A 23,912-nucleotide genomic window follows, 5' to 3' on the forward strand; every position below is an offset into this window, starting at 1 on the left:
CTTGCCATCCGGGTATGAACGACGGATCACGCACGTACGGCAAGGCCTACGACAGGGGAGCGACGGTTGGCCGGGGACGGGAGCGAGACGACTGCCGGTGAGACGGCGCTGCCGGTGCAGGGGTTCATGGCGCTGCCTGAGCGTCCGGAGGACCGCCGGGAGGCGCTCTACAGGTGCCTGGCGGACGTCGTCCGGGTCCTCGGGCTCGAAGTCGCTCCGGAGCCGGATCCCGGCGATCGGCGAACCTGGGAGCACCTCGCCCGGGCGGCACTGCGCGACGCCTGCCGCCAAGGACTGAACCTTTCCGAGGAGTCCTTCGACGTGCTGGTCAAGGCGGCCGTCCACGATCCCGATCCGAGCTTCAACCGTCAGTTCGTCGAGCCGTCCCTGAACGCGTTCGGGCACAACCGCGTGCAATCCGCGCTGCTCGGGTACCTGCGGACGGGCACGGACCGTGAGCGTGCGGGCGCAGCACGGGCCTGGTACTGGTCGGCCATGCCCCTGCGGATGCCCCTCGTTCGGGCGGAGAACCCCGGTGCCGCCGACCGGGCGGAGCCCGATGACGGCTCGGCCGTGGTGACCGAGTGGCGCGAGGCCGCTCTGCGCGAGTTCGTGAGCAACGAGGACCTGGACGTCCGGCGCTGCATCCTTCCCGGACTGTCGCTCCATAAGCCGTCCTACCCGCCGGAGCTGCACGACCTGGTGGACACGGCGGTGGCGATCGCCCGGTCCCATCCGGACGAGTACATCCGCCACCGCGTGGAACACCAGGTCGGCGACTGAACCCCGCTACGGGGGCGTTCGCCGTGGTGTTCAGGTCAGGCCCCACGATGCTTCCTCGCAGGTCAGCGAGGGCGTACTGCCGGTCACCGGTGTGCAGTCGGCCTCCCTCGCAGATCAGCTCGGGGCGCCCGAACGCGTGCACGTGCAGCCGTACCCCCGTCCGACCGCACCGGCGGGGGCACACATTCCGCCATGAGATATCTGGTGCGCGACAAGCTCCTCGCCCTCGGCGACGACTACTGGATCGAGGACGAGCACGGCCGTCACGCCTTCCTCGTCGACGGCAAAGCGCTGCGTCTGCGCGACACCCTGGAGCTCAAGGATCCGTCCGGGTACGTGCTGATCACCCTGCGCCAGAAGCTGCTCGGCCTGCGCGGCGCGATGACGATCGAGCGGGACGGCTCGCCGCTCGCCACCGTCCGCCGCAAGCGGCTGTCACTGCTGCGCAACCACTACCGGGTGACCCTCGCCGAGGGCACCGAGCTCGATGTCAGCGGGAAGATCCTGGACCGGGAGTTCGCCGTCGAGTACGACGGCGAACTGCTCGCGCACATCTCGCGCCGATGGCTGCGGGTGCGGGAGACGTACGGCGTGGATGTCGTACGGGAGGACGCGGACGCGGCGCTGCTGATCGCGGTCGCGGTGTGCGTGATCCGGATGGCGGAGAGGGAGCGGGCGCAGGAGTGAGCAGGCGGTACCTGCCGCGCCGGGGCGCGGTGGTGTCCAGGGACAGTGCCGACAGCTGCGCCGGGACGGATACGTCCGGGGGACGGACTCAGCGCAGGATGTCCGGGGCCGGCAGGCCCAGGCGGCGGTCCTCCAGGGCCGGGAACAGCCGCCGGGCGGTGGCGGGCCTCGACACGTCGAGGTCCACCGTCAGCACCTCCTCGTCCGGACCCGCCTCGGCCAGGATCTCGCCCCATGGGTCGACGACGACGCTGTGGCCTGCCTGTTCGACGCCGGCATGGGTGCCCGCGGTGCCGCAGGCAAGGACGTACGCCTGATTCTCGACGGCGCGGGCGCGGGCCAGCAGGGTCCAGTGCTCGCGTCGGCGGGCGGGCCAGCCGGCCGGGACGACGAAGGCCGTGGCGCCCGCACCCACCAGGCCCCGGAACAGCTCGGGGAAGCGCAGGTCGTAGCAGGTGGCGAGGCCGAGGGTGAGGCCGGGCACCTGTACGGTCACCAGTTCCTCGCCGGCGCCCATCATCACGGCTTCGCCCTTGTCGAAGCCGAAGCGGTGGATCTTGCGGTAGGTGCCCGCCGGTTCGCCGGTGGGGGAGATGACGAGAGCGGTGTTGTAGAGGGTGCCGTCCGGGGCCCGTTCGACGATGGAGCCCGCGTGCAGCCAGACGGCGGCGTCGCTCGCGGCCTTCGCCATCGCTTCGTACGTCGGCCCGCCGGGCTCCTCCGCCTCCTCGGCGAACTGCTGGTAGGCGAACGCTCCGACGGGCCACAGCTCGGGCAGGATCACCAGTTCGGCGTCTTGCTGCGCCCGTACCAGTGCCGCCGCGCGCCGCCTTCGCGATTCGACCGATTCGTCCGCGTCTACTGCGATCTGGATGAGTGAGGCGCGCACACTACCACCGTCCTGGCATTCGAGCGGTCAACACAGGCCTACGATCGTCACACGAAAGCACTGCCGGGGTGCCATCTGGCAGCGTACTGTGCACATCCGGGGGCCACCCCCGGACCCCCACAGCGCCCTGGGTGCCCACCCACCGTCCAGTAATGCCCGCGTACGACCGCCGAGGGGTCCCGTGACCGTCCATCCCAGCCTCCAGACCTACGCCGACGCATGGACCCACGCAGTCGAGTCGATAGCCGAGTTGGTACACCCACTCGTCGAGGGTGAGTGGAATCGTGCCACGCCGTGCCCGGGCTGGTCGGTGCGCGACATCGTGTCGCACGTCATCGGCATGGAGTGCGAGATGCTCGGCGACCCGCGGCCGATCCACACGCTGCCCCGCGATCTTTACCACGTGCAGAGCGAGTTCGCCCGGTACATGGAGATGCAGGTCGATGTGCGCCGGCACCACACCGCGCCCGAGATGACCTCCGAGCTCGAGTACACGATGATCCGCCGGGCCCGCCAGCTGCGCAACGAGAACCGCGCCCCCGACGCCAAGGTGCGCGCTCCGCTCGGAGCCGAGCAGACCCTGGAAGTCGCCATGCGGATGCGGGCGTTCGACACCTGGGTGCACGAGCAGGATCTTCGTGCCGCGCTGGGGCAGCCGGGCAACCTCGACTCCCCCGGTGCGTACATCACCCGTGACTGCCTGCTGGAGGCCCTGCCGAAGGTGGTGGCCAAGGACGCGGGCGCGCCCGCGCAGTCGGCCGTCGTCTTCGATGTGCACGGGCCGGTGGAGTTCCTGCGGACCGTACGGGTGGACGCCGACGGACGAGGCACGATCGACGGTGCGCCCTCGCTGGGCCCGCTGGTGACCCTGAGTCTGGACTGGGAGACCTACGTCCGGCTGGCGTGCGGTCGGGTACGGGCCGCCGCGGTGGCGGACCGGATCAAGGTGGACGGTGACCAGGAGGTCGCCGCGGCGATCCTGCGCGAGTTCACGGTGACGCCGTAGGACGGTCGCACGCTCCGGCGCCGGGCCGCCCGGCGCCGTCGGGTCACACCGGGACGTGTACCGCCTCGACGCGGCTCGCCACCAGGCGTTCCCTCTCGCGACGGGCCGAGCGTGCCCGCAGCCGCAGGATCTGGGCGGTCCCGAGCGCCTGGAGCACGAACACGCACGAGAACGCGATCCGGTAGCTGCCGCCGGTGGCGTCCAGCAGCACGCCCACGGCGAGCAGCGTGGTCATCGAGGCGACGAAGCCACCCATGTTGACGATCCCGGAGGCCGTGCCCTGACGTTCCGGCGGATTGGCCGGACGGGCGAAGTCGAAACCGATCATGGATGCCGGCCCGCAGGCCCCGAGCACCGTGCAGAGCGTGATGAGCAGCCACATCGGCGCCCGGTCGCCGGGATGGACGAGCGTGGCCGCCCACAGGACCGCCGTCGCCGCGACCGTACCGAGCGCGAGCGGGGCGCGGGCGGCGTGGTGGCGGGCGATGACCTGCCCGTACACCAGGCCGACCACCATGTTGGAGGCCACCACCAGCGTCAGCAGCAGGCCCGCGGTCTCCCGCGAGAGCCGCTGTGCCTCGACGAGGAACGGCATTCCCCACAGCAGCAGGAACACCATGCCGGGGAACTGTGTGGTGAAGTGCACCCACATGCCGAGCCGGGTGCCCGGCTCCCGCCAGGACCGGGCGATCTGCCTGCGTACGAACCCGGATGCGGCATGGTGCGCGGGCGGGGGCTCATGGCCCTCGGGGTGGTCCTTGAGGAACAGCAGGAGCAGGACGAGGACGAGCACACCGGCCGCCGCGCTGCCCGCGAAGGTGGCGGTCCAGCCCATGCCGTGCAGCATCCGCGCGATGACGAGGGTGGAGACCAGGTTTCCCGCCATGCCGAAGAGCGCGGCGACCTGGGCGATGAGCGGCCCGCGGCGGGCGGGGAACCATCGCGAGCCGAGCCGCAGCACGCTGATGAACGTCATCGCGTCGCCGCAGCCGAGCAGGGCACGCGCGGCGAGTGCCGTGCCGTACGAGGGGGAGAGCGCGAAGCCCAGCTGGCCGGCGGTGAACAGCACCACGCCGATGGTGAGGACCTTCTTGGTGCCCAGCCGGTCGACCATCAGGCCGACGGGTATCTGCATTCCCGCGTAGACGAGCAGCTGGAGGATGGAGAACGTGGACAGCGCGGAGGCGTTGACGTCGAAGCGGTCGGCGGCGTCGAGGCCCGCGACGCCCAGGGACGTACGGAAGATGACGGCGACGAAGTAGACGGCGACGCCGATGCCCCAGACGGCGGCGGCGCGGCGGCCCCCGGGCGGATCGCCGGGCAGGGCGGTCTCCGCGGCTGCCGCGCTCACCGTGCCTCACCCCGGACCAGCACGTTGACCCAGCTCAGATGGCGGTGCACACAGGCAGCCGCGCCTTCGGCGTCGCCCGCCTTGAGCCGTTCCAGGATCTCGGCGTGCTCGGTGATGTTCTTGGCGATCCGGTCGGGCTGCGACTGCATGACCGCGACGCCCATCCGCAGCTGGCGGTCACGCAGTTGGTCGTAGAGCCTGGAGAGGATCTCGTTGCCGGCGTACCGGACGATCTCGGCGTGGAAGCAGCGGTCGGTCACGGCGACGGTGGCCAGATCTCCGGCGACGGCGTGCCGCTTCTGCTCCTCGAGCAGCTCCTCGAGCCGGGTGAGCAGCGCGGCGGGAGCGGGCACGGCCTTGCGTACGGCAAACTCCTCGACCAGCAGGCGGGTTTCGACGACATCCGCGATCTCCTGGGCGGAGACGGCGAGGACGAGGGCGCCCTTCTTGGGGTAGAGCTTGATCAGCCCTTCGACCTCGAGCTTGAGGAGGGCTTCGCGCACGGGAGTACGGGACACGCCCACTGCGTCGGCGAGTTCGCCTTCGGTGAGGAGAGTGCCGCCCTGGTAGCGCCGGTCGAGTACGGCCTGCTTGATGTGCATGTAGACGCGGTCGGCGGCTGGGGGCTGTTTCACGGACGCGGACTCCATCGCGGCAGGCATGCGCACAGCTTAGATACAACACAGGTGCAACAGAAGTTCCGTCCGAATCGCGAAACGCGTACATCCCTTGGGCGGTCTCATGAGTCTCTTTACCGAGCGGCGCTCTCATGTGTCCGCAAAACAGGGGCAATTCAGGACTTTCGGCTTATCGGAGCATTCAACTTGAAAACAGGCATCAAGGGCATGCGTCGCACGGTCACCGTGACCCTCACCGCCGGCGCGCTCCTCGCGGGCGGCGCGTTCGCCGGCCAGGCACAGGCCGTCACGCCGCCGACCCCCACGATCGCCGCCCAGGGCGGGTACGTGATGAACAACGGCACCGGGACGACCCTCTTCAAGAAGGCCGCCGACACCCGCCGCTCCACCGGGTCCACCACCAAGATCATGACCGCGAAGGTGGTTCTGGCGCAGCCGAACCTCAACCTGGACGCCAAGGTCACGATCCAAATGGCCTACAGCGACTACATCGTCTCCAAGAACGCCTCGTCGGCCCGTCTGATCGTCGGCGACAAGGTCACCGTCCGCCAGCTGCTCTACGGCCTGATGCTGCCGTCCGGCTGCGACGCCGCGTACGCGCTCGCCGACAAGTTCGGCACCGGCACCACGCGCGCCGCCCGGGTGAAGTCGTTCATCGGCAAGATGAACAAGGCCGCCGCCGACCTCGGCCTGCAGAACACGCACTTCGACTCGTTCGACGGAATAGGGAACGGTGCGAACTACTCGACGCCGCGCGACCTGACGAAGATCGCCAGCAGCGCGATGAAGAACTCCACGTTCCGCACGATCGTGAAGACGAAGTCGTACACGGCCAAGACCGTCACGAAGACCGGCGGCACCCGCACCATGGGGACGTGGACCAACACGAACACGCTGCTGGGCACCTACAGCGGCGCGATCGGCGTGAAGACCGGCTCCGGCCCCGAGGCCAAGTACTGCCTGGTCTTCGCCGCGACCCGCAACAGCAAGACGGTCATCGGCACCGTCCTCGCCTCCACGTCCGCGACCCAGCGCGCCACGGACGCGAAGAAGCTCATGGACTACGGCTTCGCGAAGTAGTCCTTCGAGGCGTACGCCTCGGGGCCGGCCCCCGAGTCCGGACGAAGAGGGCCCGTCGCACGGTGCGACGGGCCCTCGCCTTTCCCGCCACTGCGCCCAGGTGACCGGCGGCCTCGGGGGCTCAGCGCCGCAGCGCCTCCACCGGCTCGATACGGGAGGCGCGCCACGCCGGGTAGAGCCCGGCCATCACGCCCGTGAGCAGACCGATCGCCGGGGCGGCCGCCACGGTTGCCGGATGGACGACAGGCGTCCACTCCCGTACGAAGGACACGGCGACCACCGTGATCGTGCCGAGCGAGGTGCCGACCAGGCCGCCGAGCAGGCCGAGCGCACCAGACTCCGCGAGGAACTGGGCGGTGATGTGACGGCCCCGGGCACCGAGGGAACGGCGCAGGCCGATCTCGCCGGTGCGTTCCAGGACGGCCACGAGCGTGGTGTTGGCGATACCGACCGCGCCGATGACGAGACAGATTCCGGCGAGCAGCAGGAAGAGCTGGTCGAGGTCGGAGGAGACGCTGGAGCGCAGCTGCTTCGGGTCGGGCGGCGGCACGGCCTTGAACCGGTCCGCATGGGCGGGGTCCAGGGCGAGCGGTGCCTCGCGGGCGATCTGCCGGGCGGCGCCGAGCTCGGTGGAGACGATCATGCGGGCGCGCTCCTCGCCCGGCGGACCCCAGATCGCCTTGGCGGCCTTGGCCGGGATGATCACGGAGAGCAGCAGATCGGGCTTGCGGTCGACGTCGGAGACGATGCCGATGACGGTGAACGGCTGCCCGCCGATGAACACCGCGGGCTGTGTCTCCAGGCTGGTGACACCCAGTCGTGCGGCCATGGCGCTGCCGATGACGGCGACCTGCTCCCGGCGGTCGTCGTGGAAGCGGTCGAAGGTACGGCCCTGGCCGAGCGTCGGCCCGGCGGCGGCGAGAACGCCGGGCGACGCGGCGACGACCTTGACGTTCTCCCCGGCTCCGGTGTCGCCGACGGGCGCGGCCCGCACGGTCTCGTCCCCGGGGAGGGGGACCGTCCAGTAGACCCCGGCGTGCCGGGCGCCGTCCAGCGCTTCGATGCGGGCGTCGGCGTCGTCGGGGAAGGAGAGGGGAACCAGGTCGGGCCGTGCACCGCCGGTGTCCTCGACGGCCACCTCGGTCGCGGTCAGCGCGTTGAAGCGGGCGTCGATCTGGGACGAGGTGGTCGCCGTGAGCCCGAGCACGGCGACGAACGTGCCCACTCCGAGGACGGTGCCGAGCGCGGTGAGTGCCGAGCGCGCCGGGCGCTGGAGCATGCCGGCGGCGGCTTCCTGGAGCAGATCGCGGACGTTCACCGGGCTCCCGCCACGGCGCTGCGGCCGAGGTCCTCGCTGAGCACGCCGTCGCGGATGCGTACGGTGCGGGCTCCCCGGGAGGCGACCGCCGGATCGTGGGTGATGACGACGATCGTCATCCCGTCCGCATGCAGCTCGTCGAGCAACTCCAGGATCGAGGCGGCGGTGGCGGTGTCGAGGTTTCCGGTCGGCTCGTCGCACAGCAGCAAGGAGGGCCGGGAGACCAGGGCCCGGGCGATGGCGACGCGCTGGCGCTCGCCGCCGGACAGCCGGGTGGGCAGGGAGTGGACGCGGTGGCCGAGTCCTACCCGTTCCAGCACGGTGGTGGCCCGCTTCCGGCGCTCGGCGCGCGGCACGGTGTTGTTGTAGACCATCGCGAGCAGGACGTTGTCCAGCGCCGAGCGCAGCGGCAGCAGGTGGAACGACTGGAACACGAACCCGATCCGGCTGCCGCGCAGGGCGGTTCGGGGCCCCTCCTTGAGCGCGCCGGTGTCGATGCCGTCCAGGAGGTACGTACCGGCGGTGGGCTTGTCCAGCAGTCCCGCGATGTTGAGGAACGTGGACTTCCCGGAGCCGGAGGGCCCGACGACGGTCACGTACTCACCGGCTCCGATCGTCAGCTCGGCCGCCCTCAGTGCGTGGACGGGCGGCGGCCCGGGGTAGGTGAGGGCGACGCCGCGGAGCTCTATGACGGGCGCGTCCGCAGCGGGGAAGGCCTGCGCCGGGACGGACCCGTCCGGCGCCCCGGCCCGTTCAGCGTCCGTGGCGCCGTTCCCGGGAAGACATTCCGCCGGGGCGGAGGGGGTCCCGGCCGGGCCGGCACCGCCCCCACGGGCATCACCCGCATCGCCGGACACCACTCCGGCCGGACGCCCGCCCACCGCACCGGCACCGCCCCCACGGGCATCACCCGCATCGCCGGACACCACTCCGGCCGGACGCCCGCCCACCGCACCGCCCACCGCGCCGGCCAACGGCCCATCAGCCTGGCCCCGCGCGACCCCGCTTCCGCCCGGCGACGCATCGTGCGGACCGGTCACACCGCCGTGCCCCGCCGGGGCGGACACGGTCCCGGTGGGACCGGCCGGACGAGCGTCCGACGGGTCCGGCCCGGTCACGGCGCGCCGGCCTTCGTCTCGCCCACCACGACCCGGTCGCCCTCGGACAGACGTCCGCCGCGCACCGGCTGCACCTCCACGAAGCCGTCGCCCGAGATCCCCACGCGTACCTCGACCCGGCGGCGGGTGTCGCCGTTCTTCCCGGGTCCAGCGACCATCACCGTCGTACGGGAGTCCGCGCCCGCGAAGACCGCGGACACCGGGACCACCAGCACCTTGCCGTCGGAGGACGCGGCCTGGACCGTCAGCCGTACGTCCTGGCCTGCGAGTTCGGGCGGCAGCGGCTTGTCCGGGGTCACATGCATGGTGAAACCGGGCAGCCCGCCGTTCTCCGGCTGTGTCTGCCCCTCCTGCTCGGCGCCCGAGGCGCCCGAGGCGCCCGGAGCGGCCGGAGCCGCGATGCCTTCGGTGACCGGGCCGACCCTGCCCACCGCCTCCGTGCCGGTGAGCTCGGAGTGAATCAGCACCTTCAGACCGGCTCGGACCAGGCCCTTCTCGTGCGGGGCGAGGTTCCCCTCGACAACGAGCCGCCCGGCGGAGACAGTCATCACCTCGGCGCCCGCCTCGCCGCCGAGCCGTACCCCCAGGCTGTCCACCCGCGCCGGGAAGCTCTCCAGATAGACGACCTCGCCGACGGGGAGCATCGGTCCGCTCCGGGCCTCGATGGCCGCCAACTCCGCCCGTGCCGCCGCGTAGTCCTCGGACGCCCGGGTCCTGGCGATGCCTGGCTCGGCGTCCTGCCAGGCACGCCGGGCCGCGGTCACGGTGGCCTGCGCGGCCTTGGTGCTCTCCTCGGCGTCGGGCTGGGCGGGCTGCGGTTCGTAACCGAGTGCCCGGTAGAGCGCGTTGAGCGCCGCCTTGGTCCCCGTGCCATAGCGGCCGGGCGCGTCCGTGCCGGTGCCGTGGCCGAGTGCGGACAGCGCCCGCTGCAGCTGGACGACGTCGTCGCCTTCCGCTCCGGGTTTCAGGTCGCGGTACGCCGGGATCCTGCCCTTCAGCGCGAAGACCGGCCGCCCGGAGATCTCCACGAGCAACTGGCCGCCCTTGAACGTCTTCCCGGCCTTGAGGGGCAGCTTGGTGACGACGGGTTTCGCGGCCCCGCCCTCGCCCCCGCCGCCGACGACGGGCGCCACGGTCAGGGTCTGGCCGGCCACGACCGTGCCGCGTACCACCAGGGAGTCCGTGAGCACCCGGCGCTCGACCGGCGCGGTGAGCACGTCGGCCGGCGGCGGGCCCGCGTCCGCCGCGGCCTGGGCCGGTGACTTGATGCCGGTGGAGGCGAGCACTGCGGCAGCAGTGAGCAGCACGGCAGCGCCGGCCACGCCGAGAAGCAGCCGCCGGCGCCTTCGGTGTCCCTCGCTCCTGTTGCTGTCGCTGCTCGTGCCGCTCTCGCTCATCGGTCCCTCACCAGCTCTGCTCAGTGGGCGGCCTGGTATCCCCTGTGGTCGATCGCCCCGACGATCTTGTCGGCGTCGGAGACCAGGGCGTGGTCGGTGGTGTGCAGGACCGCCCCGAGGTACATCCCGGAGTGAACCCAGCGAGCCACCGTCACGGCGCCCGGGTCCGGGCAGTCCAGCCGCCACGTCCGCGCGGTGAGCACTTCGTCGGCCCTGCTGGTGAGGTCCTGGTGCCGCGGGGCGGTGGCCGGCTCGCAGGTGGGGGTGGCCGCGTCCTGCCAGGCCGTCGTATCGGTGAGCTGCCGTGCGTCGTACATGTCGTAGGACTGCGGGTGCATGACATAGATCCGCAGCAGTTCGGGTGCGGCGCAGCCCGCCTGCTTCGCAGTGGTACGGGTGAGGCAGAGCGTACGGTTCGGGCCTGCGGAGGCGCGCCAGCCCTCGGGGACGGTGACGACGAGCCCCTGCACCTCGACCCGCTTGCCGCTGAGCTTCACGGGTGGCGGCTGCGCCGGCAGGTCGGTGTGGTCCGACGGCCGTACGAAGCGGTCCTCGCCGGTCCCGCGCGGGTCGGTCACCGGCTTCGACGGCTTCGGGCTCGCGGACGGGGCCGGGGAGCCCTTAGCCGCGTCCTTGCCCGACCCGCCGGTCCCGCCTGCCCCGTCGGTCGAGCAGCCGGCCAGGGCCAGTACGAGTGCGGCCCCGACCAGGGCCCTGGTGGCGTCAGTTCTCATCGGCCAGCACCTTGGCGGCGTTGCGCGACTCGTTGCGGTACTGCTCGCGTGTCGCCTGGACCGCCTCCCCGTGCTTCTCCAGCACCTCGTTCTGGTAGGCGCTCTCCACCTGGAACCAGACGGTGGCCAGCCGGGTCTCCTGCTTGCACCGCACGTCGGCCTCTGCCGTGGTCCGTTCCTGGGCGGTGGGCGCCGGGCCCTTCCAGCGGGCGTCCTCATGGACCTCCCAGATGCCCTTGTAGGCGTAACCGGCCTTCTTCATGCACGACACCCAGGCATGGGACACCTTGCGCACCCGACTGTCGTTCTCCGTGCGCTTGAACGCCTCTTCGTCCAGCACGTTGACGTCGATCACGGGCTTCTTCGACGCCCCTTGACCGAGCTTTCGGCGCGCCTCGCCGAAGCAGCCGCCTTCGGGTATGCCGCCCGCCTTCGGCTGCGCCGTCCGCTTGGCGCCGCCACCGATGTCTCCCGATTCGCCGAACAGCAGCAGGCTGTACTGCTCGTCGGAGATCCCCTTCGGACGCCGGCTTTCGTCCGCCGAACCGTCGCTGCCCGGCATCCTGTCCGGCATGTGGTTCGGGGACGGGTGGTATCCGTAGATCCGCGCGTCGTCCGCGCTGATCAGGCCGTAACGCCGCCCGTTGGCGTTGAACTTCGACGGCTCGTCGGTGATCTTCGCCGGTGGGATCGTGTAGCCGAAACGCTTGGCGCAGGACCGCATGAGCACGTCCTCCGCGCGCAGCACGTCCCGGTCCGAGATGGACGCGTTGTGGAACTCGTCGAGCGGCAACTTGATGTCGCTGCCCGTCCGCACGGTCAGTGCGGTGTCGAGCGGCGGCTCCTTGCCGCCCTGCCCCTTGGATTCCGGGCCGCCCGTGGCGGAGCAGCCGGTGGCGAGGAGCAGGGCGCCCAGGAGCGCGATGGTGCGTCTGTTCACGCGGATACGACCTCGACCGTCAAAAGGATCAGATAAAGGCGTGCGAATTGGCCCTGTTGTCAAGGCTGTTGCCGAAGACATTCACCTTGCCGCCCTTGGGGACGGTGTAGTGACGGCCACCCCAGCCCGAGTTGTAGTAGACGCGCACCACCTTGCCGGTGTCCCGGTTCCAGGCGCCCGTTGCATTCATGACCGATCCGTCCGTGCCGTTGTACAGCGGGTACTTTTCGGTCGGGCTGTTCTTCCAGACGTAGAGCAGGTCCGTCCACTGCGGACGGGTGTAGAAGGTGTCGCGGTGCCAACCGTTGTACGTCGACAGGTTCGTGCTGCCCGAGTGCGAGAAGAAGCAGACCTCGCCCGCATCGCAGTATCCGTCGCCCTCGCTCGCGGCCGATGCCTGACCGGCACCGCCGACCACCGTCGCCGCCGCCATCAGGGCCGTCGCGGCCATGGCAGTGAGCTGTTTGCGCATGATTACCCCCCGTAGTGATCTTGGCGACTCTCGAGGCTATCCGCTGGCACCGAAGCGTTCAACTGCCTAAATTGACAGGGCACTTCAGGGGACGGGGGGGCTGAATGACAGCAATCCAGGGTGCCGTCATGGGCGCAATCCAGCGGCTTCCACGACTGTCCGCTCGTGAGCACGACGTACTCGTCGCTCTCCGGGACGCGGTTGACGATGCGACTGCCGCAGCGGAATTGAAGGTCAAAGAGCGGACCGTTAAATTCCATGTCGCCAATATGCGCGCGAAACTGGGGGACATCAGCCGCACACAGCTGTGCGCGGTCGCCGCACTGCACCAGTTACTGAGGTGCGCTTCCTGCCCGGTCCCGCCTGCCTGAGAGACGGGCGGCGCGAGGGCGGTACGGCCGGCTGCTGACTGGCAGGCAGGCAGGCAGGCAGGCAGGCAGGCAGGAACGCGAACGCCCGGCCGGAAGAACCCGGCCGGGCGTTTCACGTGAAACAGGACATCAGGCCCAGGTGATGAGCCGCTTCGGCTGCTCCAGGATCGCCGCGACATCCGCAAGGACCTTGGAGCCCAGCTCGCCGTCGACCAGACGATGGTCGAAGGAGAGCGCCAGTGTGGTGACCTGACGGGGCTTGACCTTGCCCTTGTGGACCCAGGGCTGGAGCTTGATCGCACCGACCGCGAGGATCGCGGATTCACCGGGGTTGAGGATCGGCGTACCGGTGTCGACACCGAAGACGCCGACGTTGGTGATGGTCACCGTGCCGCCCTGCATCGCCGCCGGGGTGGTCTTGCCCTCGCGGGCCGTGGCGACCAGTTCGCCCAGCGACTGCGCCAGTTCGGGCAGGGTCTTCTCGTGCGCGTCCTTGATGTTCGGCACGATCAGACCGCGCGGCGTGGCCGCCGCGATGCCCAGGTTGACGTAGTGCTTCTGCACGATCTCCTGGTTGGCCTCGTCCCAGGAGGCGTTGACCCCGGGGTTCCGCTTGATCGCGACCAGCAGTGCCTTGGCGATCAGCAGCAGCGGATTGACCCGCAGCCCCGCCATGTCCTTGTCGGCCTTGAGCTCCTCGACAAGCTTCATCGTCCGGGTCACGTCGAGCGTGATGAACTCCGTGACATGCGGCGCGGTGAAGGCGCTGCCGACCATCGCGGCGGCAGTCACCTTCCGTACGCCCTTGATCGGGACACGGGTCTCGCGCAGACCGGCGACGGGTGCCCCGGCCGCCTCCGCCCCTGCCAGAGCCGGCTCCGGCGCGGGCATGGCCACGGGCGCGACGACCGGCGCCGCGGCCGGAGCGGGTGCGGCCGCCGCGTGCACGTCCTCGCGGGTGATGACGCCGTCCGGGCCGGTCGGGGTGATCTGCGCCAGATCGACACCGAGGTCCTTGGCGAGCTTGCGCACCGGCGGCTTCGCCAGCGGGCGCGGACCTGCCGGGGCGGTGGTCCCGTGGCCGTTCATCTCCGCCTGGATGGCGGCGGCAGCGGCCTGCTCCGGGACGCCGGCCGCAGCCTTGCGGGGGCGGCGCTTGGTGGAGCTCTCCGCGACGCCGTAGCCGACGAGCACGGGCTGGCGGCCCTGCGGCTGAGCCTTCTCCTCCGGCTCGGCGGCCGCGAGCGAGGGCTCGGTGGCCGCCGGCGGCGGCTCCTCGACGGGACCCGACCCCGGCGCCACGTCGATCGTGATGATCGACGTGCCGACGTCGACGGTCGTGCCCTCCTCGAAGCGCAGCTCGTGCACCACACCGTCGTACGGAATCGGCAGCTCGACGGCCGCCTTCGCCGTCTCGACCTCGCACACGACCTGGCCGTCGGTGACGGCGTCGCCGGGCTGGACGTACCACTTGAGGATCTCGGCCTCGGTGAGCCCCTCGCCCACGTCGGGCATCTTGAACTCGCGGAAGCGGAGTGAAGTGTCTGCAGTCATGGTCACGGCACTCCTCAGTACGCGAGCGAGCGGTCGACGGCGTCGAGTACCCGGTCCAGACCCGGAAGGTACTCCTCCTCGACCCGGGCCGGCGGATACGGGGCATGGAAGCCGCCGACACGCAGAACCGGGGCCTCCAGGTGGTAGAAGCACCGCTCGGTGATACGAGCGGCGATCTCCGCACCGGAGCCGTAGAAGACCGGCGCCTCGTGGACGACGACCAGCCTGCCGGTCTTCTCGACCGAGGCCTGGATGGTGTCGAAGTCGATCGGGGACATCGAGCGCAGGTCGAGGACCTCCACCGACTTGCCCTCCTCGGCCGCCGCGGCGGCCGCCTCCACGCAGACCTTCACCATCGGGCCGTAGGCGGCGAGGGTGAGGTCGGCGCCCTCACGGGCGACGCGGGCCTTGTGCAGCGGGCCGGGGATCGCGTCTACATCGACCTCACCCTTGTCCCAGTAGCGGCGCTTCGGCTCGAAGAAGATCACCGGGTCGTCGCTCTGGATGGCTTGCTGGAGCATCCAGTACGCGTCGGAGGAGTTCGAGGGCGAGACCACCTTGAGGCCCGGGACATGTGCGAAGAGCGCCTCGGGGGACTCGCTGTGGTGCTCGACCGCACCGATTCCGCCGCCGTAGGGGATCCGGACGACGACAGGCAGCTTGATCTTGCCGAGAGCACGCGCGTGCATCTTTGCGAGCTGCGTGACGATCTGGTCGTAGGCAGGGAAGACGAACCCGTCGAACTGGATCTCCACCACCGGACGGTAGCCGCGCAGCGCGAGACCGATCGCGGTGCCGACGATGCCGGACTCGGCGAGCGGGGTGTCGATGACCCGGTCCTCGCCGAAGTCCTTCTGCAGTCCGTCGGTGATCCGGAAGACGCCGCCGAGCTTGCCGACGTCCTCGCCCATGATCAGAACCTTGGGGTCGGTCTCGAGGGCCTTGCGCAGCGACTCGTTGAGCGCCTTCGCGAGAGGGAGCTTCTGTACAGCCATGACTAGTTGCCCTCCTCGGCGAACGACGCCTGGTAGGCGGCGAACTGGGCGCGCTCCTCGTCGACGAGGGAGTGCCCGTCGGCGTAGACATTGTCGAAGATGGCCATGGGATCCGGGTCGGGCATGGCCCGCACCGCCTCGCGCACCCGCTTGGCGAGCGCGTCGCTCTCCTCGTCCAGCGCGGTGAAGTACGCCTCGTCGGCGTGCCCCTCGTTCTCCAGATACGTACGGAGCCGCAGGATCGGGTCCTTCGCCTCCCACGCCACCCGCTCGTCGTCGTGACGGTACTTCGTGGGGTCGTCCGAGGTGGTGTGCGCACCCATGCGGTACGTGAACGCCTCGACCAGCGTCGGCCCCTCGCCACGGCGGGCCCGCTCCAGCGCGGACCGGGTCACGGCCAGGCAGGCGAGCACGTCATTGCCGTCGACGCGGACGCCGGGGAAGCCGAAGCCCTGCGCGCGCTGGTACAGCGGGACGCGGGTCTGCCTCTCGGTCGGCTCGGAGATCGCCCACTGGTTGTTCTGGCAGAAGAACACCACCGGGGCGTTGTAGACCGCGGCGAACGTGAACGACTCGGCGACGTCGCCCTGGCTGGACGCGCCGTCGCCGAAGTACGCGATCACGGCCGAGTCGGCGCCGTCCTTGGCCACGCCCATCGCGTAGCCCGTCGCATGCAGCGTCTGCGAGCCGATGACGATCGTGTACAGGTGGAAGTTGTTGCTGTTCGGGTCCCAGCCGCCGTGATTCACTCCGCGGAACATGCCGAGCAGATTGGTCGGGTCGACACCGCGGCACCAGGCGACGCCGTGCTCCCGGTAGGTCGGGAAGACGTAGTCGTCGTCGCGCAGGGCGCGTCCCGAGCCGATCTGGGCGGCCTCCTGACCCAGCAGTGAAGCCCACAGTCCCAGCTCGCCCTGGCGCTGCAGGGCGGTCGCCTCCGCGTCGAAGCGGCGCGTGAGGACCATGTCCCGGTACAGGCCGCGCAGCTCGTCGGGGGTCAGATCGATGTCGTACTCGGGGTGCTGGACGCGCTCACCCTCGGGCGTCAGCAGCTGTACGAGCTGGGGCTCGGAACTCTGTGTCTTGGCCGCGCTCACGCGCTTGCTGCTGCGTCGCGGCTTGCGCGCGGCAGTGCTCTCCACGGTCACGTGCGTGCTCCTCCGTCGGTCCGGCCCCCGGGTTCGCCGGTGTGGCCTGGTGTCGCCCCCGCCCAAGGCAAGGGGAGGCTCCCGCCTGGATCCAGCCCCGTGCACGGGGTGGGTGCGACTCGGCCGGAATCAGGCGTGACAGGTGCTCCGGCGAGTGCCCTGTCACAGGCACGTTACCCAGTGATTCGCATTACTGCGAAACCCCATTTGACCTGCGATTTTGCTTGGATTTCCAAGTAAATCGAGAAATGTGGGAACACCTGCTGGTCAGGGCACTGGTCGGCCGCACGGGCCGCCGGAACACGGGCACGTTATCCCGGTCACCCCGGACACGGGAAGAGTCAATCTGTGAGACTGCTTTCATACTCGTAAGTAGAAATATCAGTGCTTTCCTCCAGGGCGATCATGAGGTTGTCCGGCCTGGCAGGTACGAACCGCACTCCGCCGAGGGTGGCTCCGAGGTCGTCGGCGAGGCCGGGACGGCCGAAGATGCGCTGGTCAGGTCCCTGCGACCCGCCCCGACGCCGCAGTACTCGATGTGCGGCTGCCGGGCGGCAGCGGCGTCGAGGTATGTCGCGAGGTCCGTTCGCTCAACGGAAACATCAAATGGATCATGCCCGCCCCGTACGCGGACGCCGAGGCACCCTTCGACGCGATCATGGCCGGGGCCTCGGGTCATGCGCTCAAGGCGATCCGCGGGAATGAGCTGCTGACCGCCGTACGCGACGTTGCGGCCGGCACGTCGCTCCTCGCCCGGTGGCGACCCCTTGTGCTGGAGCGGCGGTCGCAGGCGGCGTGTGTGGCCCGGATGCAGAGCCGACCGCAGAGCCGGAGCGGCAGCACCGCTGACGTCACCGATCGACGTACGGCTGCCTGGCGCATGTCACTCGTTCGAGGGCGGGCCGCTCGGAGCAGCCTGGACGGCTCGGGTGCCGTGGTGCCGTGGAACGTGCAGTTCACCGGCGCGCCGAGTAGGTGGAACTCGATCCGGCCTTCCTGTGCATCGAGCCGCAGTCAGTGACCGTGCATGTACTGGACCACCTGGACGAAAGTCCAGCGCATCCGTTTCGACACGCTGCGTGATCTAACATCTGGCGGGTGCCGCGCTCATCTGCTCCTGCCCCACCCGTCGGCGCGCTGTTGCGCCACTACCGCCTCCCCGGCGAGCCGCTCTCCTGCAAGCCCGTCACCCAGGGACTCCTCAACCGCGGCTACCGCCTCGCCACCACCCGCGGGGCGTACTTCCTCAAGCACCATCTTGACGGCGACCACGAGGCCATCTCGCGTCAGCACGACGCGACGAAGCGCCTTCAGGCACTCGGTGTGCCTGTAGCACCGCCCGTCGAGGACGCCGACGGCACCACGGTCGCGGTCATCGGCGGCCGCTGCTACGCCCTGCACCCCTGGATCGACGGCCGCCACCGCAACGGCGCCCAGCTCAGCACCGCCCAGTGCCGGCGCCTGGGTTCCCTCCTCGGCCTGGTGCACACCTGCCTGGCCCGCGTCATGGAACCGGGCCAGGGAGCGCAGGCCGCGTACGAGAGCGCCGACCCACAGGAGACCTTCGCGCTCATCGAGGAGCTGCTGGTGCACTCCCGCACCGTGCGCCCGCGGGACTCCTTCGACACTCTCGCCGAGCACCGGCTGCTCCAGCGCCGCGCTCTGCTGGCGCGGTACGCCGACCGCAGACCGCCGCCGGGCGGCGGCGGTGGCTGGGTGCACGGGGACTTCCACCCGCTGAACCTGCTGTACCGGGGTGCCGAGCCGGCCGCGATCGTCGACTGGGACCGGCTGGGGGTCCAGCCGCGTGCGGAGGAGGCGGTACGGGCCGCGGCGATCTTCTTCGTACAGCCGGCCGGCGAACTGGAGCTGACGAAGGTACGCGCCTACGCGCGGGCGTACCGCCGCGCGGCGGGCGCGGACGCGCGGGAGCTGGCGGCGGCGGTCCACCGGGTGTGGTGGGAGCGGCTCAACGACTTCTGGATACTGCGCTGGCGCTATCAGCTCGACGACCGAAGGGCCGACCCGCAGTTTCCGGCGGTGTCGGCCCTGGCGGTCTGGTGGACGAAGGAGTACGAGGCGGTGCGCGAGGCGTTCGCCGGGTGAGGAGGCGTTCGCCGGGCGGGACGGCCCGCGGGGACGGTCAGCCTTCCCCGCCGGGGGCGCCCGTGTTCCCCTCCGAGGTGCCGGGCTCCGTCGGCTCGTCCGTCGGCTCGTCGGTCGGCTCGTCGGTCGGCGGGTCGGTCGGCTCGTCCGTCGGCTCCGTCGGGTCGGTGGTCGTCGGGTCGTCCGTCGGTGTCGGCGGCGTGCTCTCGGTGTAGGACGGCGTGGGCGTCGGCGTCCACGACGGCAGCTCGGTACCGCCGGTCGAGTCGTCCGGCTCGGTCGGCTCGTCGGTCGGCTCGTCGGTCGGCGTGGGTTCCTCGTCCGTCTGCGTCGGCGTCTGGGAGATCGTCGTGTCGTCCGTGGTTCCGCCGGTGTCGCTCGCCCGGTCCAGCGCGAACGCGATGCCCGCGGCGATCGCGACCACCGCGAGCGCCGCGAACAGCCACACCTTGCTGCGGCCGCCGCCCCTGTTGCCCCCACCCCCGTGATAGCCGCCGTCGTACCCACCGTCGTCGGGGTTCACCGGAGGCAGGAGCGGGCCCTTCGAGGTCTCGCCGTGCACGGGGTGCATCGCGGCGGTCGCCCCCGTCATGCCCATCGCGGGGGTGGGGCCACCGTCGTACATCTCGACCGGGCCGGTGTTCCAGGCACCGGTGTGGCTGCCCTGCTGCTGCAGCATCTGCAGCGCGTACTGCACCAGTCCGCGCATCTCCTCCGCGCTCTGGAACCGGTCGTCCGGGTCCTTGGCGAGCGAGCGCATCACCAGTCCGTCGAGCTCCGGCGGCACGACGTCCGAGACCTCGGACGGCGGGACAGGGATGTCCTGGACGTGCTGGTAGACGACGGAGAGCGGGGTCTCACCGGTGAACGGGGGCCGCAGGGCGAGGAGTTCGTAGAGCAGACAGCCGGTCGCGTACAGGTCGGAGCGGTGGTCGACGGCCTTGCCCAGCGCCTGTTCGGGGGAGAGGTACTGCGGCGTTCCCATGACCATGCCGGTCTGGGTCATCGTCGACTGGGCGCCGTGCAGGGCGCGGGCGATGCCGAAGTCCATCACCTTCACCGCACCGGAGTTGGTGATGATGACGTTGGCGGGCTTGATGTCACGGTGCACGATGCCGTGCTGGTGGGAGTAGGCAAGTGCCTCGAGCACACCGGATACGATGATCAACGCCTGCTCGGGCGGCGGGGCTTCGGCATTGACGAGCAGATCGCGGATGGTGCGGCCCTCGACGAGCTCCATCACGATGTAGGGGACGGTCTGGTTGCCGACCACGTCCTCGCCGGAGTCGTAGACCGCCACCACCGCATGGTGGTTGAGGCCGGCGACCGACTGGGCCTCGCGGGTGAAACGGGCCTTGGACACCGGGTCCTCGGCCAGGTCCGCGCGCAGCAGCTTGACGGCGACGGTACGACCCAGACGTACGTCCTCCGCCGCGAACACCTCGGCCATGCCGCCCCGGCCGAGGCGATGCGTCAGGCGGTAACGGCCGTCGCCGACCAGTCCGCCGATGCCAAAGGCGTCCGCCGAATCCGGCACGCCGCCGCCGTTTGCCTCGGGTTCGGGTGCCATCAGTCCTCGCCGTCGTTTCTGTCCGCGTGCGTGCTGTGCCTGCGGGGTCCGCCATGTCACCGGGCCCTGTGCCACGTCACGCTACAGCCTTCGCGTGGCGGGCCTGTCCCGAGAGAGACCGGCCATCAAACCCGCTGTCCAGCGACCTGCGCAAATTCCATGCGGGTCCTGTAACGCTTCCGAGACGCTTCTTGTGCGTACGGTCACGGAACGGGCACCCCGCTTGACGTGCCGGACCCCTGGGGCAGACTTGCCCCTTGTAATACGGGATCACGGTCGTGTATCGCGGATCATGCGCCGTCGATCACGAATACGTGGATCACGAGCACGCGGTTCACGAACACGCGGATCACGGACGCACGGACACCAGAAACAACGCGAACCGTCGACGGCCGTCGGGCCTTCGCGCCGAGGGGGATGCACAGTCATGAGCCAGGACGGCGCACAGGGCCGCTACGCGGGTGGTTCGGTCGCGGGCGGCCGGTACCAGCTTCGCGACCTGCTCGGCGAGGGCGGTATGGCCTCCGTTTACCTGGCCTATGACTCCGCCCTGGACCGCCAGGTCGCCATCAAGACGCTCCACACCGAACTCGGGCGCGAGCAGTCCTTCCGCGAGCGGTTCCGGCGTGAGGCACAGGCGGTCGCCAAGCTCTCGCACACCAACATCGTGTCGGTCTTCGACACCGGTGAGGACGAGTTGGACGGCGCTCTGATGCCGTACATCGTCATGGAGTACGTGGAAGGGCAGCCCCTCGGGTCGGTGCTGGCCGCGGACATCCAGCAGTACGGCGCGATGCCGGCCGACAAGGCGCTCAAGGTGACGGCCGACGTGCTGGCCGCACTGGAGACCAGCCATGAAATGGGCCTGGTCCACCGGGACATCAAGCCCGGCAACGTGATGATGACCAAGCGCGGCATCGTCAAGGTGATGGACTTCGGCATCGCACGTGCCATGCAGTCCGGTGTGACGTCCATGACGCAGACCGGCATGGTGGTCGGCACCCCGCAGTACCTCTCGCCGGAGCAGGCGCTGGGGCGCGGCGTGGACGCCCGGTCCGACCTGTACTCGGTCGGCATCATGCTCTTCCAGCTGCTGACCGGCCGGCTGCCGTTCGAGGCGGACTCGCCGCTGGCGATCGCGTACGCGCACGTGCAGGAGGAGCCGGTCGCCCCGTCCACGATCAACCGCTCCGTCACCCCCGCGATGGACGCCCTGGTCGCCCGGGCCCTGAAGAAGAACCCGAACGAGCGTTTTCCGAGCGCCGCTGCGATGCGCGACGAGTGCGCGCGGGTCGCGGCGGCCGGGCAGACCGGCGCGCCGGTGATCATCGGCGGTGCGCCGACGAGCAGTGGCGCGGGCGTGGGCTCGGCGGTCTTCCCTCCGCTGGACCAGTCGACCCCGGCGCCGCAGAGCGTGCAGACGCCCTACCAGCCCGGCCCCTACGGCCCGCCGACGCCGGCCCCCACGCCGCACTACGGCTACCCGGGGCCCCCGCAGGCCCCGGCGTACCAGGCGGCGCCTGCGTACCAGACACCCGCTCCGGCGGCCTCCACCCCGCCTCCGTACACGATGGCGCCGCACGCCGCACCGGCCGGCACCGGCGGTGGTGGCGGCAGGCGGAACATGCCGGTGATCGTCGGCGCGATCGCGGTAGCCGTGCTGGCGATCGGCGGCGTGATCACCGCGATCGCGCTGAACAAGGACGATCCGGAGGGTCCGACGGGCGGCGACCCGACGAACTCGGCTTCGCAGCAGGCCGGCTACAAGGGTCCTGAGCGCAATCGGAAGATCGAGTCGACGAAGTGCTCGGAGGCCCGGGAGGGGTACAACGACCCGTCCAAGGTCCAGGCCCCCGACTTCGTCTACAAGGACGTCCTGTCGGTGAAGGAGTGCGCGGCCACCCGGGGATGGAAACTCGACATCAAGGAAGTCCCGCACGCCCAGTGGGGCAAGGACATCGTCGTCTCGCAATTCCCGCTGGCCGACACAGAGGTCTCCGAGGACGAAGCGTCCTTCACCCTTGAGGTCTCCACGGGCTACCCGGAGTAGCCCGAGCCCGTCCGACGGCGGCGGCCCGGCACACGCGCCTTACGCGCGCGTGCCGGGCCGTCGCCGTTGCCACGCCCGAGATGCCGGAAATGTTCCCTCGTGTGACGCTGACTTCACCATCTCGGTGACGGCGACTCAGCTTGGGAGGGGGCCACCCGGTGACTCCAAAGCTCCGCGCTCGGTGCGCGATCACTGCTGTCTCGCTCTTCCTGATCACCGCCCCGGTCGCCCACTGCGACGAGCGTGCGGGCCCCGCCCCTGCCGCCGCCCCGACGGCGAAGCCGGCCCCGTCGACGTCCCTCGCCGGGCGTCAGGCCGCGGAGGGGCGACAGCGGCCCGGGCGCGAGATCCCACCCACGCCCTCGCCGCCGGAATCGCTCGCCCCCGAGGACACCCGTCCTGAGGAGGATGCGGGACGTGAGCGGGAGGACCCCGGCGAAGTGGCGGGCACGTGGGTGCCGGCGCCGACTTCCACCTCGCCCGCCGCAGCCCGCCACCAGGCCCCCCAGGGCACCACCGCCCCCGTCGGACAGCAGATCTCCCCGCTCTCGCTCGGTGCCGGAATGGCACTCATGGGGCTCGGAATCGGCTTCCTGGGGCTGAGGCTGCGGCGACGCTGACCCTCCCCTCCTCCTCAGGACGGAGGCCGTGAGTCCGTCTGGCGGCGGTTGAGGGCCGTCGACATACTCGGTATACATACTGAGTATGTCCATCCGTCACGGGCTACTGGCCCTTCTGGAGCACGGCCCTCGATACGGCTCACAGCTCCGTTCGGAGTTCGAATCGCGCACCGGTGCGACGTGGCCGCTCAACGTCGGCCAGGTCTACACGACCCTCAACCGCCTGGAACGCGACGGCATGGTCGCCCTGAACGGCGAGGACGAGGCGGGCCATGCGCTGTACGTCATCACCGAGGCCGGGCGCACCGAGCTGAAGACCTGGTTCGAGACGCCCGTGGACCGCAGCAGTCCGCCGCGTGACGAGCTGGCCATCAAGCTCGCCATGGCGGTCGGCGCATGCGGGGTAGACATCCGTGCAGTCATCCAGTCGCAGCGCCACCACACGGTGAAGGCGATGCAGGACTACACGCGGCTGAAGGCCCAGGCGCTCGCGGCCATCGAGAACGGGGGGTCGCAGGAACGCGACGACGTGGCATGGCTGCTCGTGCTGGAGCAGCTGATCTTCCAGACCGAGGCCGAGGCACGCTGGCTCGACCACTGTGAAGTGCGGCTCATCAGGCTCTCTGCTGCGACCGGTCGGGGAGCCGGGCATCCGACGGCCGCATCCGCGCCGGCGGCTCCGCCGCAGACTCCGCCGAGCGCACCTCCCGCCCCACCCCCGGCCACGTCGCACTCGGCATCCCCGTCGGCGCACCCATGGTCGCCGTAGCCACCGCCCGGCGACGCGCACCGACCCGTCCGGCACGTGTTCCGCAGTCGTCCGGCACCCGTCCGGCACCTGTACGAGTCCGAACCAAGACGTACGAGGGACCACGCGGCATCGCCGCCGCACCGGTCCTGGGACCTCGGCGACCGACGACCTGACGGTCTCAGGGTCCTGTGACCGCAAGGCCCACGGTCTTGAGGTCACGTAACGCCACGGCCGCCGCGGCAACGGCGGCCGCCCAGGCCGCTCCGCCGCACCCGGCCGACCGATGTACTCGGCCAACCGGCCCATACGGTCCACCGGCTCATCGAGCCGAACC

General features: G+C 70.5%; 22 protein-coding genes and 1 pseudogene. 10 read left to right on the forward strand and 13 right to left on the reverse strand.

What is annotated here, in order from left to right; genetic code table 11:
* Positions 1-66 precede the first annotated feature (66 nt).
* Together OHS70_RS17770 and OHS70_RS17775 are read left to right on the forward strand one after the other, a co-directional pair.
* Positions 67-783: a hypothetical protein gene (locus OHS70_RS17770; protein WP_328398654.1), complete on the forward strand. Its 717-nt coding sequence runs from the start codon at positions 67-69 to the stop codon at positions 781-783.
* A gap of 192 nt (positions 784-975) precedes the next feature.
* Positions 976-1,470 (forward strand): LURP-one-related/scramblase family protein, encoded by a 495-nt coding sequence (locus OHS70_RS17775; protein ID WP_328398656.1) that lies wholly within the window; start codon positions 976-978, stop codon positions 1,468-1,470.
* An 88-nt stretch (positions 1,471-1,558) separates the two neighbouring features.
* On the opposite strand, the gene OHS70_RS17780 is transcribed toward OHS70_RS17775, so the two are convergent.
* On the reverse strand, positions 1,559-2,359 hold the full coding sequence (locus OHS70_RS17780) for a carbon-nitrogen family hydrolase (RefSeq protein ID WP_328398658.1): 801 nt from the start codon (positions 2,357-2,359) through the stop codon (positions 1,559-1,561).
* A 181-nt stretch (positions 2,360-2,540) separates the two neighbouring features.
* On the opposite strand from OHS70_RS17780, the gene OHS70_RS17785 reads away from it, so the two are divergent.
* On the forward strand, positions 2,541-3,365 hold the full coding sequence (locus OHS70_RS17785) for a maleylpyruvate isomerase family mycothiol-dependent enzyme (protein ID WP_328398660.1): 825 nt from the start codon (positions 2,541-2,543) through the stop codon (positions 3,363-3,365).
* A gap of 43 nt (positions 3,366-3,408) precedes the next feature.
* Here OHS70_RS17785 and OHS70_RS17790 read toward each other — a convergent pair whose 3' ends face one another.
* Together OHS70_RS17790 and OHS70_RS17795 are read right to left on the reverse strand one after the other, a co-directional pair.
* Entirely contained in the window at positions 3,409-4,716 is a 1,308-nt protein-coding gene (locus tag OHS70_RS17790) for an MFS transporter (RefSeq protein WP_328398662.1), read from the reverse strand.
* Positions 4,713-5,378, reverse strand: a complete 666-nt coding sequence (locus tag OHS70_RS17795; protein WP_443062614.1) for a GntR family transcriptional regulator — start codon at positions 5,376-5,378, stop codon at positions 4,713-4,715. The genes OHS70_RS17790 and OHS70_RS17795 overlap by 4 nt, the downstream gene beginning before the upstream one ends.
* 162 nt (positions 5,379-5,540) lie before the next feature.
* On the opposite strand from OHS70_RS17795, the gene OHS70_RS17800 reads away from it, so the two are divergent.
* Positions 5,541-6,434, forward strand: coding sequence for a D-alanyl-D-alanine carboxypeptidase family protein (locus OHS70_RS17800; RefSeq protein WP_443062615.1), 894 nt, complete (start codon positions 5,541-5,543; stop codon positions 6,432-6,434).
* A 121-nt stretch (positions 6,435-6,555) separates the two neighbouring features.
* On the opposite strand, the gene OHS70_RS17805 is transcribed toward OHS70_RS17800, so the two are convergent.
* The 6 genes from OHS70_RS17805 to OHS70_RS17830 form a co-directional block, all read right to left on the reverse strand.
* Positions 6,556-7,752 (reverse strand): ABC transporter permease, encoded by a 1,197-nt coding sequence (locus OHS70_RS17805; protein WP_443062616.1) that lies wholly within the window; start codon positions 7,750-7,752, stop codon positions 6,556-6,558.
* The gene (locus OHS70_RS17810) at positions 7,749-8,441 is read right to left on the reverse strand and encodes an ABC transporter ATP-binding protein (protein WP_328405706.1); all 693 of its coding nucleotides are present in this window, start codon (positions 8,439-8,441) and stop codon (positions 7,749-7,751) included. The genes OHS70_RS17805 and OHS70_RS17810 overlap by 4 nt, the downstream gene beginning before the upstream one ends.
* Before the next feature lie 425 nt (positions 8,442-8,866).
* Entirely contained in the window at positions 8,867-10,267 is a 1,401-nt protein-coding gene (locus tag OHS70_RS17815; RefSeq protein WP_328398664.1) for a peptidoglycan-binding protein, read from the reverse strand.
* A gap of 20 nt (positions 10,268-10,287) precedes the next feature.
* Complete coding sequence (locus OHS70_RS17820; protein ID WP_328398666.1) at positions 10,288-11,001, reverse strand: hypothetical protein; 714 nt, start codon at positions 10,999-11,001, stop codon at positions 10,288-10,290.
* A complete protein-coding gene (locus tag OHS70_RS17825) occupies positions 10,991-11,941 on the reverse strand; it encodes a hypothetical protein (protein WP_328398668.1) in 951 nt (316 codons plus the stop codon). The genes OHS70_RS17820 and OHS70_RS17825 overlap by 11 nt, the downstream gene beginning before the upstream one ends.
* Before the next feature lie 28 nt (positions 11,942-11,969).
* On the reverse strand, positions 11,970-12,413 hold the full coding sequence (locus tag OHS70_RS17830; RefSeq protein ID WP_328398670.1) for a hypothetical protein: 444 nt from the start codon (positions 12,411-12,413) through the stop codon (positions 11,970-11,972).
* Between the two features lie 128 nt (positions 12,414-12,541).
* On the opposite strand from OHS70_RS17830, the gene OHS70_RS39070 reads away from it, so the two are divergent.
* Positions 12,542-12,784, forward strand: coding sequence for a LuxR C-terminal-related transcriptional regulator (locus tag OHS70_RS39070; RefSeq protein WP_443062617.1), 243 nt, complete (start codon positions 12,542-12,544; stop codon positions 12,782-12,784).
* Between the two features lie 129 nt (positions 12,785-12,913).
* Here the strand turns inward: OHS70_RS39070 and OHS70_RS17835 are convergent, their stop codons facing one another.
* Genes OHS70_RS17835 through pdhA form a run of 3 tightly spaced genes read right to left on the reverse strand, consistent with a single transcriptional unit; the run spans position 12,914 to position 16,481 of the window.
* Positions 12,914-14,338 (reverse strand): dihydrolipoamide acetyltransferase family protein, encoded by a 1,425-nt coding sequence (locus OHS70_RS17835; RefSeq protein ID WP_328398672.1) that lies wholly within the window; start codon positions 14,336-14,338, stop codon positions 12,914-12,916.
* Positions 14,339-14,352: 14 nt separating this feature from the next.
* Positions 14,353-15,333: an alpha-ketoacid dehydrogenase subunit beta gene (locus OHS70_RS17840; protein WP_328398674.1), complete on the reverse strand. Its 981-nt coding sequence runs from the start codon at positions 15,331-15,333 to the stop codon at positions 14,353-14,355.
* Positions 15,334-15,335: 2 nt separating this feature from the next.
* The gene (gene pdhA, locus OHS70_RS17845; protein WP_328398676.1) at positions 15,336-16,481 is read right to left on the reverse strand and encodes a pyruvate dehydrogenase (acetyl-transferring) E1 component subunit alpha; all 1,146 of its coding nucleotides are present in this window, start codon (positions 16,479-16,481) and stop codon (positions 15,336-15,338) included.
* Between the two features lie 362 nt (positions 16,482-16,843).
* Here pdhA and OHS70_RS17850 point away from each other — a divergent pair.
* Both OHS70_RS17850 and OHS70_RS17855 read left to right on the forward strand, forming a co-directional pair.
* A pseudogene (locus tag OHS70_RS17850) lies at positions 16,844-17,232 on the forward strand (response regulator); the annotation flags it as partial.
* 347 nt (positions 17,233-17,579) lie between these two features.
* Positions 17,580-18,587 carry a phosphotransferase gene (locus OHS70_RS17855; protein ID WP_328398678.1) on the forward strand — a complete coding sequence of 336 codons (1,008 nt, stop codon included), beginning with the start codon at positions 17,580-17,582 and terminating at the stop codon, positions 18,585-18,587.
* A 37-nt stretch (positions 18,588-18,624) separates the two neighbouring features.
* Here OHS70_RS17855 and OHS70_RS17860 read toward each other — a convergent pair whose 3' ends face one another.
* The gene (locus OHS70_RS17860) at positions 18,625-20,157 is read right to left on the reverse strand and encodes a protein kinase domain-containing protein (protein ID WP_328398680.1); all 1,533 of its coding nucleotides are present in this window, start codon (positions 20,155-20,157) and stop codon (positions 18,625-18,627) included.
* A gap of 427 nt (positions 20,158-20,584) precedes the next feature.
* On the opposite strand from OHS70_RS17860, the gene OHS70_RS17865 reads away from it, so the two are divergent.
* The 3 genes from OHS70_RS17865 (at position 20,585) to OHS70_RS17875 (ending at position 23,596) form a co-directional block, all read left to right on the forward strand.
* Positions 20,585-22,207, forward strand: a complete 1,623-nt coding sequence (locus OHS70_RS17865; RefSeq protein WP_328398682.1) for a protein kinase domain-containing protein — start codon at positions 20,585-20,587, stop codon at positions 22,205-22,207.
* 158 nt (positions 22,208-22,365) lie between these two features.
* Entirely contained in the window at positions 22,366-22,827 is a 462-nt protein-coding gene (locus OHS70_RS17870; protein WP_328398684.1) for a hypothetical protein, read from the forward strand.
* Between the two features lie 85 nt (positions 22,828-22,912).
* Positions 22,913-23,596 carry a PadR family transcriptional regulator gene (locus tag OHS70_RS17875; RefSeq protein WP_328398686.1) on the forward strand — a complete coding sequence of 228 codons (684 nt, stop codon included), beginning with the start codon at positions 22,913-22,915 and terminating at the stop codon, positions 23,594-23,596.
* Positions 23,597-23,912: the final 316 nt, after the last annotated feature.

The organism is Streptomyces sp. NBC_00390, assembly GCF_036057275.1.
Lineage (GTDB): Bacteria > Actinomycetota > Actinomycetes > Streptomycetales > Streptomycetaceae > Streptomyces.

Coding starts and splice junctions, on each gene's coding strand:
- OHS70_RS39070 (WP_443062617.1), top strand. CDS start 12,542: ATGGGCGCAATCCAGCGGCTTCCACGACTGTCCGCTCGTGAGCACGAC.
- OHS70_RS17815 (WP_328398664.1), bottom strand. CDS start 10,267: ATGAGCGAGAGCGGCACGAGCAGCGACAGCAACAGGAGCGAGGGACAC.
- OHS70_RS17875 (WP_328398686.1), top strand. CDS start 22,913: ATGTCCATCCGTCACGGGCTACTGGCCCTTCTGGAGCACGGCCCTCGA.
- OHS70_RS17795 (WP_443062614.1), bottom strand. CDS start 5,378: ATGCCTGCCGCGATGGAGTCCGCGTCCGTGAAACAGCCCCCAGCCGCC.
- OHS70_RS17830 (WP_328398670.1), bottom strand. CDS start 12,413: ATGCGCAAACAGCTCACTGCCATGGCCGCGACGGCCCTGATGGCGGCG.
- OHS70_RS17835 (WP_328398672.1), bottom strand. CDS start 14,338: ATGACTGCAGACACTTCACTCCGCTTCCGCGAGTTCAAGATGCCCGAC.
- OHS70_RS17840 (WP_328398674.1), bottom strand. CDS start 15,333: ATGGCTGTACAGAAGCTCCCTCTCGCGAAGGCGCTCAACGAGTCGCTG.
- OHS70_RS17820 (WP_328398666.1), bottom strand. CDS start 11,001: ATGAGAACTGACGCCACCAGGGCCCTGGTCGGGGCCGCACTCGTACTG.
- OHS70_RS17865 (WP_328398682.1), top strand. CDS start 20,585: ATGAGCCAGGACGGCGCACAGGGCCGCTACGCGGGTGGTTCGGTCGCG.
- OHS70_RS17860 (WP_328398680.1), bottom strand. CDS start 20,157: ATGGCACCCGAACCCGAGGCAAACGGCGGCGGCGTGCCGGATTCGGCG.
- OHS70_RS17775 (WP_328398656.1), top strand. CDS start 976: ATGAGATATCTGGTGCGCGACAAGCTCCTCGCCCTCGGCGACGACTAC.